Genomic DNA, 14,158 nt, shown 5'->3' on the forward strand with positions numbered 1-14,158 from the left:
CAAATTTAGGAATGTTTTGAAGTTTATTTGTGTGAAGGTTGTAATGTTTTAAGCATCTCCTGCCTGTGCAAATTAAATACCCACAAAACGATATCCTGATAGCTGTCTGTTCCTTTTTTCTGGTTATTGATCTTGAGGAATTTATCGAGAGCGGTGCCCATATAGGCAGACATATCTCCGTTGTACATTTTCCAGAACTCATGTTCCTGTTTGAAATCAGCCAGGGTGCCGGGATTGATTTGTTTAAGCAGGCGTGCAAAATCTTCGGGCGACTTCATCCTGATTTCGAACAGCACACTCCGCAGAATATTGTAATAACCTGAATACCGGAAATTGGTGTCGGTGCTGTTGATGTTTACCAGGTAACCGATCAGGTTGGCTTCATCCTCACGGGCAATGCCCAGGGTGTGCGAAATTTCGTGACAGGCTACGAAGGGCAGCACCATATACGGCAATCTCATATTGATATTGGCTTCGCCGGAGAGCGGGCAATAATAACCTTCAATCCCTATCTTGCTTACCAGCCAGCTAAACATCACGGGCTTAACAGCAGGAGCTTTATAGCTGAAAAATGGATTTATTTTTGACAGCCGGGCGTAAGCCTTTTCAGACTTTTCTCTGAGCTCAACGATCGTGTATGTTTGATTTGTCCGTTCATGCTCCAGGCGGTTTACCCTTTTAACCAGAAAATCGCCCAGAAGGACCAGGTCTTTGGTGGTGTACTTGTCATTGCTGATGCCCAGCCTCGCGGATATCGAGGGGCGCGAATAGTTTAATCCCCATAACAGCTTAAACACAATGTACAGGATCAGAATAAAGCTGGTCAGCCGAAGAGGGATAACATAGCGTGCTTCTTTTGTCAGCTGTTTCCGGAATGCTTTCCGGAGTACCATGATTACAGTCCAGAGGCAGTACAGAATTAATAATCCATACAGGAAATCTCCCAGTGCAAAAGGAAAGAGCGCCGAGACAGAACGCTGGGCAACCGAACTCAACTGGTAAAAGCCGTCGGAATAAACCTCTTCTACAGCTTTGCTGCTGAGCCCAAAAATGAAGATCAGCACAGCAATGCTGAATATAAGGGCCAGGCGCCGGAGCTGAGTTCGTATTGCAGGGTGCATCACCTGTTAAAAGCTAATCTTTTACCAGTTTGGTTGGTCATGAATTTCCCTTTCTGATAGGCAAGGTTACCTGAAATGAAAGTATGTGTGATATCTGCTTTAAAGGTTTGTCCTTCAAAGGGCGACCAGCCGCATTTATAAAGAATATTTGCTTTGGTTACTTTAACAGGATCATTCAGTGCAACCAGTACAAGGTCTGCCCAGTAGCCTTCCCTGATAAAACCACGTCTGTCGATCTGAAAACAGGTAGCCACATTATGTGCGGTTTTTTCTGCGATTTGTTCAAGTGTGATTTTTCCCTGATGATACATTTCGAGCAGGGCTGACAGTGCATGCTGCACCAGAGGGCCGCCGGAAGGGGCCTGTAAATAAGGCTGTGCTTTTTCTTCGGTTGTATGCGGGGCATGGTCTGTGGCGATAATATCGATATACCCGTCCAGCACACCTTTGAGGATCGCGTCTTTGTCGGCCTCCGTTTTCACAGCCGGGTTCCATTTGATCAGGTTTCCTTTCTCAGCATAGTCCCTGTCGTCAAACCACAGGTGATGCACACAGGCTTCGGCAGTGATTCTTTTATCCTTTAAAGGGGTAACATTGTCAAATATTCCCACTTCCATGGCCGTTGAGATATGGAGGATGTGGAGTCTGGTGTTATATTTTTTTGCGAGTGACACCGCCAGTGAAGAGGAGGTATAGCAGGCTTCCGCAGAGCGGATCAGCGGGTGCATATCTATGGTGATGTTTTCCCCGTAACGCTCTTTGAAAGCAGCCATATTGCGCTGGATGGTCAGCTCATCTTCACAGTGGGTAGCCACCAGCATAGGTGCCTGACTGAAAATGTTCTCCAATACCTGTTCGTTGTCTACCAGCATGTTCCCCGTAGAGGAGCCCATAAATACCTTAATGCCGCAAACATTTGCAGGGTCTGTTTTGAGGACTTCTTCGATGTTGTTATTGGATGCCCCCATGAAGAAGGAATAATTGGCGAGAGACATTTCCGAAGCAATCGCATATTTATCGGCAAGGAGTTCCTGGGTCAGCGTATTGGGCACAGTATTGGGCATTTCCATAAATGACGTGATGCCGCCTGCTACAGCCGCCATGCTTTCAGAAAAGATATCTGCTTTGTGGGTTAATCCCGGTTCACGGAAATGTACCTGGTCGTCTATCATGCCGGGAAACAGGTGCAGCCCCTCGGCATTGATTTCCTGGTCTGCACTTCTGCTGATCAGCGGACTGATCTCGTCAATCAATCCGTCTTTGATATAGACATCCGCAACAACTGTTTTGCCTTCGTTGACAATGGTTGCGCCTTTGATAAGGATGGTTTTCATCTTGTAGTGTTATGGTGTTCGATTGTTGCTCAAATCTATGAACTTTTTTCAGCATTTTGTTTTGTACCTGTCCGGATGTTCAGGCACTGGAGCCATTGTATTTCTATTTTCTGTAACTAATAATTAATAATTCTGGTTGTATTATTTCTTTTTAATTATTAATATTGCATACGGAAGCGCCTGCCGGCAGATGAATGTACTATCCGCAAATAATTGATGTGTTAATTAACTAGTTTGAATCACTATGAATACCAGAGAAATAAAGCAAATCTCGTTTGAAGATTATATGGACGTTATATTAGGTACGTTCTCGGGCCTGACAGGAGGAACAGTGCTGGGCTCTGCCTTCGGGTTTACCGGAGGGATCATCGGTGCACTGTTAGGATCATTTATTTCAGGGTATGATGCCTACAAGACGGTCTGCAAAAATTACAGCGCCTCCGTCTCCGGCAAAATGCCCGAAGATCACTGAGGAAATGTATATATCTTTTAATACTCTTGAGATCTTCCGTTTTGGTTGCATACTGCTTGTAATTTATATCATTGTGCTGGCCTTTCAAAAAAGAATGGCTGAAATAGGGCTTGCCGAAATAGGCGGGGTTTTTCTTTCTTCATCTTCAATTATGGGAGGGAGCAAACTCATTTATTCGACATTGACAATTTTGAATGACAACACGATCGAAAGCGATAAAATCTACACGATATATGGTGGGTTTTGTGTAGTTTGGGTTTCAGTTATTTCATACAGGCAAAAAATACAACCTAAAAAGAAGAACAGGGGGAACTGATCTTTCTTTTTTTATGAAGTACCTGAACACGTGTTTTTCCGCATCGCTAAAATAGATTATAGTATATTTGCAAAATGTCGAAAACATTCGAAGAATTTAACCTCAACAGGCAGATTTTAAATGCTGTTGCTGATGCAGGGTTTACAGTTGCTACACCAATACAGGAAAAAGCAATTGCACCGGTACTTTCCGGACAGGATATCTTTGGTATCGCTGAAACGGGAACCGGTAAAACGGCAGCTTACGTGCTGCCGATATTAATGCAGCTCAAGTATGCACAGGGCGACGCAGCACGTGCGCTGATCCTTGCGCCAACCCGCGAACTGGCGATGCAGATCGCTGAACATGTAAAAGTATTTGCTAAATATACAGACCTGAGATCTGTTGTTGTATTTGGCGGAATCGGCCCAAAAACACAGATCGAACAGATCAAAGCCGGTGTAGACATCATCATTGCCACCCCCGGCCGTTTCCTTGACATTTATCTTGCAGGCCATATCAATACACAATACCTGAAGTTCCTCGTACTGGATGAAGCAGATAAAATGATGGATATGGGCTTCATTGGCTCTATTCACAGGATCCTTGAAATTGTTCCCCGCAGAAGGCAGAATCTACTGTTCTCTGCAACGATGAGTGAACTGGTACATAAAATCGCCGGTGATTTCCTTAAAAACCCAACGATTATTGAAGTGGGCGAGCAGGCAACTCCCGCCCAGACCGTAACCCAGGTTTTGTATGAAGTGCCAAACTTTAAAACCAAGATCAACCTGCTGCAGCACCTGCTGAAAAATGATGTTGATTTTAAAAGACTGATGATCTTCTGCAAAACAAAAACTGTTGCAGATAATATCTTCAGCTTTATCGAACGCAGATTTGGCCCGGAGGCAGTAAGGGTAATTCATGCGAATAAAGGCCAGAATACAAGGATCAATTCTATCGCTGCCTTTAAAGAAGGCAACCTGCGCGTACTGGTGGCTACAGATGTGGCATCAAGAGGCATCGATGTGGCCGAAGTTAGCCATGTCATCAATTTTGATGTGCCGATTATTATTGAAGATTATGTACACCGTATTGGCCGTACGGGCAGGGCATATGCAAAAGGAGATGCCTTAACTTTCTGTACGGATGCGGAAAAGTATTACATCAAAAAAATCGAAAAACTGATGCGCCAGCCAATCCCGGTGGTGCCGCTTCCGGAAGAAGTGTTTGTAGAAGAAACCCCTTACGAAGAACGTCAGTACATCGCCAGGGAAATCGACAACCAGAAAAGGAAAGACGATCCGGATTTCAAAGGAGCATTCCATGAGAAAAAACATGCTGCTGCCATTGCAGCGGCCGCTGTTGCTGCTGCCAAAAAGAAAATGGATAAAACACCCGCCTGGAAAAAGAGGAAATTCAAAAAGACCTAGGATTGAAACTCACGCCCTTAAATATTGTAACATCTGCCTGTCTTGTGCTGGCATTGGTGATGCTTTTTAGTCCGGCACAGCACGCTCCCCTACAAAACGGAGTAAATGGGCTGCTGACAGGCCTTTGTTTTTTAGCTGCAATTATTGCTTTCATTTCAGACTTGATTTTCAGGAAGTTTATACCTTTGCTCCGAAACTTATGGGTGGTTGAATGCGCTTTCATCGTATTTACCCTTGTTTTAATGGTGGTCCTCAGGATCACTGTTGAATAATATCCCAAATAAAATACATAACCCGGGCTTGCAAGCTCCTGATTAAAAAATAATGAAGACAGCAGAAATTAAAATTACGGTTGAATTAGATGATAACAATGTCCCTGAGAACTTACTCTGGGAATCCACAGATGCAGAAACACAGGAAAAAGTTCCTGTAAAGTCAATGATGCTTGCCTTATGGGACCACAACTATAAAAATTCGATGCGTATCGATCTGTGGACAAAAGATATGCCCGTTGACGAGATGAAAAGATTTTTTTATGAAACGCTGCAAACCATGGGCGACAGCTTTTTGAAAGCTACAGGTGAGAAACTGATCATTGAAGACTTACGTGATTACTGTGCCCACTTTGCCGACAAAATGGGAATTGATCCGGGCAAATAGTCCTCGTAGGACAGTCCGGGGCCTGAATACATTTTAGGTCATCACACTTACATATAAAAGAACAGCCGTATTGCATGCCCCATAAAGTGTCTCACTCTTTGGAGCAAACAATACGGCTGTTCTTTTTTTTCCCGCCAGGGATTTTTTAAACCCTCAGGGAGTTAAATATATTGAAAACCTTCTAGGACCTTTTGAATAAACGGTTGTCATGCACTTGAAAAAACCGCAATTCTATCAGGTCATATGTTTAAACTTTTCTCCCCAAAACGCAAAGACATCCAGTATGGATGGTTCGGGAATTACGCTTCCTGGCATGAGGCAGCTGCATCTGCAGGTGGTTATGATTCGGGCAATATCCTTCAGAAAACAAAAGATGCACTCCTGCAGGTTAAGAACGGAACTGCTGTATATGAGCGTGATTCAGTAGTCTTCGAACACATAGAATATCCCTTTCCCTTGATATCCTGCCTGCTTCGCAGCGCAGCCCTGCTTAAGCGCCCCCTCAATATCCTTGATTTCGGCGGGTCACTGGGCAGCACTTATTACCAGGTTAAAGATTTTGTTGGCACGGATTGCTGTGCCAGCTGGAATATTGTAGAGCAGGAGCACTATGTAAATTGTGGTAAAGCGAATTTTGAAGATGATCACCTGAAATTTTACCACAGTATCGATCATTGCCTGCTAGACACAAAAATAGACCTGATCCTTTTATCTGGCTCTGTGCAGTACATGCCGGCACCACATGATCTGCTTAAAAAAGTTGCCGCCTACAATTTCGGTTTCATCGTGTTTGACCGCACTGCATTTCATGACGGATTATACGACAGGCTAACCTTACAGACTGTCCCGCCGGAAATTTATGAGGCATCTTATCCTTCATGGTTCTTTAACAAAGAAGGCTTCCTGAATCATTTCAAATCAAATTATAACATCATCTGTGAACTGCCTCCTTTTGTGGAAGGCGAATCTGTCATCTCTATTGATCATCAGCCCCTGGGCTACAATAAAGGCTTTTACCTCCTAAACCAATCTTTCAATGCTTAACTTCTGCACATTATTTAACACTACCTATCTTTCACGCGGATTAGCAATGTATAATTCACTGAAACAGCAATGCCAGGATTTCCACCTGTACATTTTCGCTTTTGACTCCAACAGTTATGAACTGCTGTCAAAGATGGAACTGGAGCATGCAACTATCATCAGCTTGTTCGCTTTTGAAAATCCACGACTGCTGGCAGTAAAGGATGAACGTACAGCCGGGGAGTACTGCTGGACCTGCGCCTCCTCTACCATCAAATATTGTATAGAAGAATATCGCCTTGACCACTGTACCTATGTTGATGCAGATCTGCTGTTCTTCAGCGATCCTGCGGTACTTGTGGAAGAAATGGGCGGGAAATCAGTTTTGATTACCGAACACCGTTATACTCCTGCATATGACCAGACCTCAACAAGCGGCCTGTACTGTGTGCAGTTTACTACTTTCAAAAATACCAAAGAAGGGATGGAAGTGCTCAACTGGTGGGTAGATGCCTGTATCGACTGGTGTTTTAACAGGTTTGAAGACAATAAATTTGGAGATCAGAAATATCTTGACGACTGGACTACGCGTTTTGCCTGTGTACACGTACTTGCCAACCTGGGTGGTGGTGTAGCTCCCTGGAATGTACAGCAGTATGATTTTGTCGGCAGCAGCAAACAGACCAGGGGCACCGAGCTTTCTTCAGGTCAGAAGTTTGATCTTGTTTTCTATCATTTTCATGATTTCCATTATATTGAGGACAAAGCTTACTGTTTGTCAAATCCACAGTACAAATTAGATCGTAATTCTGTTAAGTACATATATAAACCATATGCTAAGGCGCTTGCTGTTGCCAAGGCACAAATTTTTAAAGTAAATCAGGAAACTGTTACACATGAACTTATAGGAGATTTTAAAGAAATTAATAAGGTGATTGGTCGTTCTGTCTTATTTTTCTTGCGTGGTTATTACAAAAATTTCTACCGGGAAAGGGGCATGGAATTTGGGTTGGGAAGTGTAAAAATGTTTAACATCTTCTAAGCGGTATTTAGTATTTTAGCCCTTTGTTTTAGAGATAAATGGGGTTAAGAAAGAGTAAGTGTTATGTTTTTGTACTTATAATTGCTGCATGCTGCAGCGTAATATCCTGTAAAAAGGAGCAGCAGGCAGCAGAGGAGGCAAAAATAGAAGCACCCGTAAGAACTTATGTGATTACAGCAAGAATCGACAAGAAGGGTACCAACTCTGCGTCTGAAGGTACAGGTGTTTTAAAGGGCTCATATGATGAGCAGAGCAAAATACTGGCCTACACAATTGAATGTGAGAATATTCTCCCTGCGCTGATCACTTTGCGGAGCGGAGTTAAAGGATCGGTTGGAGAACTGATCAGGGAAATGTATAAAACGAATGGCACAAATGTACTTAAACTGCCATTAAGCGGATCCTTGACACTTAGCCCCCTGCAGGAGCGTAATCTGCTGAAGGGATTATGGTTTATAGCGATATGCACAAACGTGAATGCTGTACCTGAGATATCAGGAAGCCTTACTTTGAAGCAAAAATAACCTGTAATGAGCAGTAAGGAACAGGATATCGTTAATGCGATCAGGACACATGACAGGAGCGTATTTGAAACACTGTATAAGGAACATTACAGACAGCTGTTTGCACTTGCGTTCAGATATGTTCGTCAGGCACCTGCAGCGGAAGAGATTGTGCATGATGTGTTCCTGATGATCTGGAAAAAAGCAGACCAGCTGACTATTGAATATTCAATCAAAAGCTATTTGTACAAATCAGTGGTGAATGCATCGCTTAATTTTATTAAAAAGGAGAAAACAGAACGCGGGAAACAGGAAATATACCTGAAGGTAAATGTTGCTGAAACGAATGAAAATGATGAAAGGGAACAGCAGGAAGCTTTGCTGGCAAACCTTGAAAATGCGATCGATATATTGCCCCCAAAGTGCAGGGAGGTCATGTACCTGAGCCGTTTTGGCAAATTGAAACAACAGGAAATTGCCGATCAGATGCAGATATCCGTAAAGACGGTTAAAAATCATCTGACCTATGGTTTTCAAAAAATACGTGAACACCTGGGGAACAGGCCACGACAATTATGGATAGCTGCATTTATTTTATTGAAATACCTGGGCTACTAAATAAAACAGAAAATGGAAGAATTTGAGACCAATGAGGAATACATTTACTCCCTGATCATTGATGAGCTGGACGAGATGATCAGTCCTGAACAAAAACATTTACTGAACAAATGGCGTGCAATGAGTCCTGCCAATGAGGCAACCTATCAGGAATTTGTAAGCATACAGCATAATATAGACCTTCTGTATCAAAAAGAAGCCTATTCTCCTGATGAATCATGGGAGGTGCTCAACCAAAAGCTGGAGCATGATCACAGCGGCAGGATCAATGTAAGAAGAAACAGGAACCTGGGAACCTGGTTGAGTATAGCTGCCTCAGTGCTGCTGCTGCTGTCTATCGGTTACTATTTTGTAAACAATGCAAGGTATACTGTGGTCACAAACGACAAAGACTCGATGGCAAAAAGCTTATTCCTGCCGGACGGTACTCAGCTGTCTTTGAATGCCGGAGCCTCTGTGCGATATATCAGTGACGATTTTAATACCAACCGCAAGCTTCAGCTCTTGAAAGGGGAGGTCTTTGTAACAGTAAAACACGACAGCCGGTATCCGTTCATTGTAGCGCTGGGGGAGGTGAATGCCCGCGATATAGGAACAAGTTTCAATATCATCAAAGATCAGGAGAATATCAGTTTAACTGTTGAGGAGGGAATGGTAGCTTTGGAAGAACCAAATACTTCTCAGTCGGTTATGCTCAGCAAGGGTATCACAGGCCGTTATTCTTCTGAGACTAAAAAAATCCTGGCAGAGCAAAATCAGGATGTCAACTATAAAGCCTGGGCGGATAAAAAGTTTGTCTTCACAGAAACTCCATTACAGGAAGTAACCAGACAGCTCAGTAAGGTGTATCATACACCGATCACTATTAATGGCAATGACCTGAAAAAGAAGAAACTCACAGCACACCTGCATTACCAGACACCAGACAGCGCACTAAATGTTATTGCTGCTACTTTGCAATGTAAGTTAACCACTACTAAAGGTGGCTATATGCTGTCTGATAATTAGCGGTATATGTTTGTGAAGGTTTTTGCATTCCTTTTATTTGTGTCCCTGGTATGTACAAATAAACTTTATGCACAGCAATCAGGCCCGCTCGCCAAACCCCTTACCATCCATCTGCAACCTGATTCCCTGATCAGGATACTGGGCAAACTGCAAAATAAATCCGGCGCCAGCTTCTCTTTCAATCCCGATCTGTTACGAAAATACATGGTCGGGGAAATCAATGCGGTGAAAACTCCATTAGGCAGCATCCTGCAAACGATTGTGGCCGGAACACCCCTAACATTTGCCCTTGTTGGGAACGATATTGTTATCACCCTGCTTAAACAGGAAAAACGGACCATCCATGGCCATGTGGTAGACTGCGCCAACGGAGAGGTATTGATCGGGGCTACTGTATATATTCCTGAACTGAAGGCCGGAGTGCTTACCAACCAGTATGGGTTTTATGCACTGAATGTTCCTGAAGGCCGTTATGATATTTCTATATCCAACCTGGGGTATCAGACAAAAAGGACGCGTTTAAACCTGACTGAGGATTATGAACTGGAGGCCGAGCTTTCGGTAGAGGCCAGTAACCTCTCAGAAGTAACGATAAAACAGGCAGTGACGCCCGATCCGCTACTGCTGAACGAACAAATTTTTACGCCCAGAAAGCTGAGCCGTATCGCCTACTATGCCGGAGAACAGGATGCTGTAAAAGCATTGCAAATGCAGAATGGCATTAAGGCCATTTCTGAGGGCAGCTCCGGATTATTCATCAGGGGCGGTAACTCTGATCAGAACCTGATCCTGCTGGATGAAGCGGTGATTTATAACCCTTCACATTTGTATGGACTGGTTTCTGTGTTTAACCCCGACGCGATCAACAGCGTACAGGTGTATAAGGACTTTGTTCCTGCAAACTTTGGTGGCAGGCTTTCATCGGTAATTGAAAACCGCATGGCAGAGGGCAATAATAAGGAATTCCATGTGAACGGCGGCGTCAACCTGATGTCGGCCAGAATTGCTGCCGAAGGGCCGGTACTGAAGGATAAAAGTTCCTTTATTGTTGCTTTCAGACGGAGCTTGCTGGATATTTTCCATAGTAAGTTCAAACTGTTTAACCCGAGTTCCGTATATTATGATATCAATGCCAAAGTGAATTACAAGCTGGATACAAAGAACAACCTGTACTACTCGGTTTATGGCGGACAGGATCATCTTTTGTCGGAAAACTCCTTTGCAAACAACTGGGGCAACATCACCTCTACGCTGCGCTGGAACCACCTCTTCAATTCGAGATTGTTTATGAATGCCTCTGCAATTTACAGCAACTACAGTAACCTGCTGGACCTGAATGCAGATACACTGTCTAAAAAAAGCCAGTGGAGAACGGGGGTGAAAGACCTGACACTGAAAGCCGATTATACCTATTACAGTACTCCGGAAAATTTAATCAAATTTGGTGCGATGAGCACCTATCACAGGTTTATTCCCGGTGAGACGAATAACTCAATCAGTGATGAACTGAATATCGCAAAAGACAGATCGCTGGAATCCGCGCTGTATTACAACCAGCAGATCTCCTTAAGTAAACACTGGGAAATCAATTATGGATTGCGGCTGGGCTTATTTCTGAATGCAGAGGAAAAACTGGATGTTTTTGATCAGAATGGAAACCGCGTGAAAAAGGAAGATGGCCATACTTTTCTGAATCCCGAACCACGGATGAACATCAGTTATCTCCTGGCGCCAAAACAACGCTTTTCCCTGACGTATAACAGGAGTTACCAGTATCTGCAACTGATACAAAACAGTACGCTGGCATTTTCTTCGCTGGAGCCCTGGATACCTGCATCAGATAAAATCAAACCACAGCATATTGATTATTTTTCCGGCGGGTACTGGTATGTACAGGATCAGTTTTCTTTCTCGGCTAATGCTTATCTGAAGAAGCTTTATCACCAGCTTGATCTTGCAGGGCACGCACAGATCATTCAGAATCCTGATATCAGAAATCAGCTTGAAGCAGGAAACTCAACTGCTTCAGGAATAGAATTTGAAGTTAAAAAAACAGGTGCCCGGCTGAACGGAACTTTTGCCTATACCTATGCCAGAGTGTTCCGTACCATACAGGGCGTCAATGACGGAAGGAAATTTGCAGCAAATTATGATATTCCTCATGAATTAAAGATAAGTGCTAATTATAGTTTTACAGATAAGTTATCTGTACAGTCATTTTTTACCTGGTCTACCGGACGGCCGCTTACGCTCCCGGTGGGCTATTACCAGTACGACGGGATCAATGTACCGATATTCGAGGGCAGGAACCTGTCAAGGTTCCCTAATTTCAGCAGGCTGGATATTTCAGGGCAGTACCAGCTGACTTCGCGTTTGTCAAAAAAACGCGCCTTAAACAGTACGATATCTGTTGGTGTTTATAATTTGTACAACAGGAAAAATCCTTTATATTACCATTTAAGTACAGATAGCAATCAACCGCAAACGAGTACCCTGGAATATGCTTTTGGATTTTATCCATGGCTTGCATACAGTTTTAAGATTTGATATGAAGAGGGGCCGGTATATTTTTGTTTTATTGCTGCTGCAGGTTTTTAGTGCCTGTAAGAAAGATAGTGGCGACATCGCCTTCAATGCACCACAAAAGCAATATGACATGATCGTAGAGGGCGGTTTTACCACCTCTGTCTTCGGCAGTGCAATCCGATTAACACAACCCTCTTTTGATCCGAATACACAGCCTCAACCGATCCGTAAAGCATCTGTCATCGTTAATGACGGCAGAGCAGATATTGTTTTTAAAGAAATAGATACGCTGCCCGGGGTTTATAATGCAAATACCTCGAGGGCACCAAATTATAACTATGGTTATAAACTGACTATAAAATACAATAACAAGACCTATACTGCCGTAGATACGCTAAGGCAGGTGGTCAATATTGTAGATGATTATCTTCCACTCTCTGTGACCAAAACTATTGATAATATTTACAATGTTAGCATTCCCAAACATACATTTGGATATCTCAATCCCAACAAATGGTGGATTAATTATGGCGTTTCTGCCGCCACATCTGTTCTTTGGAGACCAGAAAAGTTTCAACTGGCCAATTATTACAGTTATACCCATTTTTTGGGCTCGCCAAATTCATTGTACCCGCTCACTAACCTCAAACGCAGCTTTTCAATAGCTCCCAAAACCTATGTATTCATCAATAAGTTTTCAATATCGGAGACCTATGCCAAGTATCTCTATGGTGTTTTCCTTGAAACTGACTGGAATGGTTTATTTTCCAGTGTTCCGGTAAACGTAACAGGCAATATTTCTGGTAATGCGCAGGGTTATTTCTCTGTAACAGATATAGACAGAAGAGACTACAGGGCAGAAGAACTCAGATAAATCAGAAATAACATAACGTAAATTATCTCAGAATATTTAATTTCGCAGCCTGAACCGAAGGTGTTAAACCTAAATCATCTGTACAAAAAAACTATTCACAAATGAAAACTTTAGGCGTTGCAGGAGCTGTAATCATGGCAGCAGGAGGGATGTGCCCGCTTGTTCGCGTTACTTTCCTCGGAAACTGGAACTACTTCCAGATTGATCCTGTACTGGGAACATGCTTTTACCTGATAGTTGCGCTGGCTTTATTCGCCGCATGGCTGAATAAAACCAGCCTGATGCGCTTTGCCGGCTGGGCTGCTCTGGTATGGGTGATACTTACACTTGCTGCGGTATGGTTTAAATCTCATGATGCATTTAGTTTTATTCACTTCAAAAAATTGATCAACCTGGCTGCAGGCATGGTGAAATACCGCTGGGGATGGCTTGTAATTGTTGCAGGCACACTGCCACTGATCACTGCTAGAAAAGCTGTTACCCTTGTTTCCGGCGCTCCGCATCAATAATTAAATTATCTTTGTGCTCAAATGCAGCTGATAAAGGAAGTTAAGTTTTTAATTGGTAAAGAATTACTGCTGGAGTGGCGGTCTAAATATGCACTAAATGGTGTTGTACTCTATGTGGTATCAACAGTTTTTGTCTGTTTTCTTTCTTTTGTATCGCTGAGAGGGGTAACCTGGAACGCATTGTTCTGGATCATTATGCTTTTTGCATCCATCAATACGGTGTCTAAAAGCTTCCTTCAGGAAAGCAAAGGGCGTCAGCTTTATATCTATACCATCGCCAGTCCGCTGGCCCTGATTATCTCAAAAACCATTTACAACGTTTTCCTGATGCTGCTGGTTACCCTGATCGCCCTGGCATTTTATATCCTCGTGTTTGATTACGTGCCGGAAGATATGGGTTTGTACCTGCTGGCCACCATTCTGGGAAGCCTGAGCTTCTCTACGATCTTTACCATGATCTCTGCCATTGCATCAAAAGCAGGAAATGGCGGAATGCTGATGGCCATCCTGAGCTTCCCGGTGATTATCCCGGTGATCATCATGCTGATCAAGCTGACAAAAAATGCGGTAGACGGACTGGACAGAAGTGTTAGCCTTGATGAGATTGCCACACTGCTGATCATCAATGTACTGGTTGCTGCGTTTTCTGTGTTATTATTCCCTTACCTGTGGCGCGATTAAGGAATTACAATAATTAACCGAAATATATAAAGCTTTATTAACTTTGCGGACGCAAATAC

The 14,158-nt window shown here is 43.2% G+C and carries 15 protein-coding genes; 13 read left to right on the top strand and 2 right to left on the bottom strand.

What is annotated here, in order from left to right:
• Window positions 1-23: 23 nt before the first annotated feature.
• Together FN831_RS24585 and FN831_RS24590 are read right to left on the bottom strand one after the other, a co-directional pair.
• Window positions 24-1,121, bottom strand: a complete 1,098-nt coding sequence (locus tag FN831_RS24585) for a DUF3810 domain-containing protein (RefSeq protein ID WP_142530871.1) — start codon at window positions 1,119-1,121, stop codon at window positions 24-26.
• A complete protein-coding gene (locus FN831_RS24590) occupies window positions 1,121-2,455 on the bottom strand; it encodes a dihydroorotase (protein ID WP_142530872.1) in 1,335 nt (444 codons plus the stop codon). Before FN831_RS24590 ends, FN831_RS24585 begins: the two co-directional genes overlap by 1 nt.
• A gap of 244 nt (window positions 2,456-2,699) precedes the next feature.
• On the opposite strand from FN831_RS24590, the gene FN831_RS24595 reads away from it, so the two are divergent.
• From FN831_RS24595 to FN831_RS24655, 13 genes are all read left to right on the top strand, one after another.
• Entirely contained in the window at window positions 2,700-2,927 is a 228-nt protein-coding gene (locus FN831_RS24595; RefSeq protein WP_142530873.1) for a hypothetical protein, read from the top strand.
• Between the two features lie 390 nt (window positions 2,928-3,317).
• Window positions 3,318-4,655, top strand: a complete 1,338-nt coding sequence (locus FN831_RS24600) for a DEAD/DEAH box helicase (protein ID WP_142530874.1) — start codon at window positions 3,318-3,320, stop codon at window positions 4,653-4,655.
• A 2-nt stretch (window positions 4,656-4,657) separates the two neighbouring features.
• Window positions 4,658-4,927, top strand: a complete 270-nt coding sequence (locus FN831_RS24605) for a hypothetical protein (RefSeq protein ID WP_142530875.1) — start codon at window positions 4,658-4,660, stop codon at window positions 4,925-4,927.
• A gap of 52 nt (window positions 4,928-4,979) precedes the next feature.
• Window positions 4,980-5,315, top strand: a complete 336-nt coding sequence (gene gldC, locus FN831_RS24610; RefSeq protein ID WP_142530876.1) for a gliding motility protein GldC — start codon at window positions 4,980-4,982, stop codon at window positions 5,313-5,315.
• Window positions 5,316-5,558: 243 nt separating this feature from the next.
• Entirely contained in the window at window positions 5,559-6,359 is an 801-nt protein-coding gene (locus FN831_RS24615) for a TIGR04325 family methyltransferase (protein WP_142530877.1), read from the top strand.
• Window positions 6,352-7,380 (top strand): glycosyl transferase, encoded by a 1,029-nt coding sequence (locus tag FN831_RS24620; RefSeq protein ID WP_185960599.1) that lies wholly within the window; start codon window positions 6,352-6,354, stop codon window positions 7,378-7,380. Before FN831_RS24615 ends, FN831_RS24620 begins: the two co-directional genes overlap by 8 nt.
• A gap of 38 nt (window positions 7,381-7,418) precedes the next feature.
• Window positions 7,419-7,904, top strand: coding sequence for a hypothetical protein (locus tag FN831_RS24625; protein WP_142530878.1), 486 nt, complete (start codon window positions 7,419-7,421; stop codon window positions 7,902-7,904).
• Window positions 7,905-7,910: 6 nt separating this feature from the next.
• Window positions 7,911-8,501 (top strand): RNA polymerase sigma factor, encoded by a 591-nt coding sequence (locus FN831_RS24630; protein WP_142530879.1) that lies wholly within the window; start codon window positions 7,911-7,913, stop codon window positions 8,499-8,501.
• 12 nt (window positions 8,502-8,513) lie between these two features.
• Window positions 8,514-9,509: a FecR family protein gene (locus FN831_RS24635; RefSeq protein ID WP_142530880.1), complete on the top strand. Its 996-nt coding sequence runs from the start codon at window positions 8,514-8,516 to the stop codon at window positions 9,507-9,509.
• A 6-nt stretch (window positions 9,510-9,515) separates the two neighbouring features.
• Complete coding sequence (locus tag FN831_RS24640) at window positions 9,516-12,056, top strand: TonB-dependent receptor (protein ID WP_142530881.1); 2,541 nt, start codon at window positions 9,516-9,518, stop codon at window positions 12,054-12,056.
• 1 nt (window position 12,057) lies between these two features.
• The gene (locus FN831_RS24645; RefSeq protein WP_142530882.1) at window positions 12,058-12,909 is read left to right on the top strand and encodes a hypothetical protein; all 852 of its coding nucleotides are present in this window, start codon (window positions 12,058-12,060) and stop codon (window positions 12,907-12,909) included.
• A 101-nt stretch (window positions 12,910-13,010) separates the two neighbouring features.
• Window positions 13,011-13,418: a hypothetical protein gene (locus FN831_RS24650; protein ID WP_142530883.1), complete on the top strand. Its 408-nt coding sequence runs from the start codon at window positions 13,011-13,013 to the stop codon at window positions 13,416-13,418.
• Between the two features lie 21 nt (window positions 13,419-13,439).
• Window positions 13,440-14,099, top strand: a complete 660-nt coding sequence (locus FN831_RS24655; protein ID WP_142530884.1) for a heme exporter protein CcmB — start codon at window positions 13,440-13,442, stop codon at window positions 14,097-14,099.
• The last annotated feature ends 59 nt before the right edge of the window (window positions 14,100-14,158 follow it).

This window comes from Pedobacter westerhofensis (genome assembly GCF_900182595.1).
Lineage (GTDB): Bacteria > Bacteroidota > Bacteroidia > Sphingobacteriales > Sphingobacteriaceae > Pedobacter > Pedobacter westerhofensis.

Bases quoted from the DNA above. Each gene is read 5' to 3' on its own strand.
- FN831_RS24625 (WP_142530878.1), top strand. From the start codon at position 7,419: ATGGGGTTAAGAAAGAGTAAGTGTTATGTTTTTGTACTTATAATTGCT.
- FN831_RS24620 (WP_185960599.1), top strand. From the start codon at position 6,352: ATGCTTAACTTCTGCACATTATTTAACACTACCTATCTTTCACGCGGA.
- FN831_RS24600 (WP_142530874.1), top strand. From the start codon at position 3,318: ATGTCGAAAACATTCGAAGAATTTAACCTCAACAGGCAGATTTTAAAT.
- FN831_RS24595 (WP_142530873.1), top strand. From the start codon at position 2,700: ATGAATACCAGAGAAATAAAGCAAATCTCGTTTGAAGATTATATGGAC.
- FN831_RS24645 (WP_142530882.1), top strand. From the start codon at position 12,058: ATGAAGAGGGGCCGGTATATTTTTGTTTTATTGCTGCTGCAGGTTTTT.
- FN831_RS24640 (WP_142530881.1), top strand. From the start codon at position 9,516: ATGTTTGTGAAGGTTTTTGCATTCCTTTTATTTGTGTCCCTGGTATGT.
- FN831_RS24650 (WP_142530883.1), top strand. From the start codon at position 13,011: ATGAAAACTTTAGGCGTTGCAGGAGCTGTAATCATGGCAGCAGGAGGG.
- gldC (WP_142530876.1), top strand. From the start codon at position 4,980: ATGAAGACAGCAGAAATTAAAATTACGGTTGAATTAGATGATAACAAT.
- FN831_RS24630 (WP_142530879.1), top strand. From the start codon at position 7,911: ATGAGCAGTAAGGAACAGGATATCGTTAATGCGATCAGGACACATGAC.
- FN831_RS24635 (WP_142530880.1), top strand. From the start codon at position 8,514: ATGGAAGAATTTGAGACCAATGAGGAATACATTTACTCCCTGATCATT.
- FN831_RS24615 (WP_142530877.1), top strand. From the start codon at position 5,559: ATGTTTAAACTTTTCTCCCCAAAACGCAAAGACATCCAGTATGGATGG.
- FN831_RS24655 (WP_142530884.1), top strand. From the start codon at position 13,440: ATGCAGCTGATAAAGGAAGTTAAGTTTTTAATTGGTAAAGAATTACTG.
- FN831_RS24590 (WP_142530872.1), bottom strand. From the start codon at position 2,455: ATGAAAACCATCCTTATCAAAGGCGCAACCATTGTCAACGAAGGCAAA.
- FN831_RS24585 (WP_142530871.1), bottom strand. From the start codon at position 1,121: ATGCACCCTGCAATACGAACTCAGCTCCGGCGCCTGGCCCTTATATTC.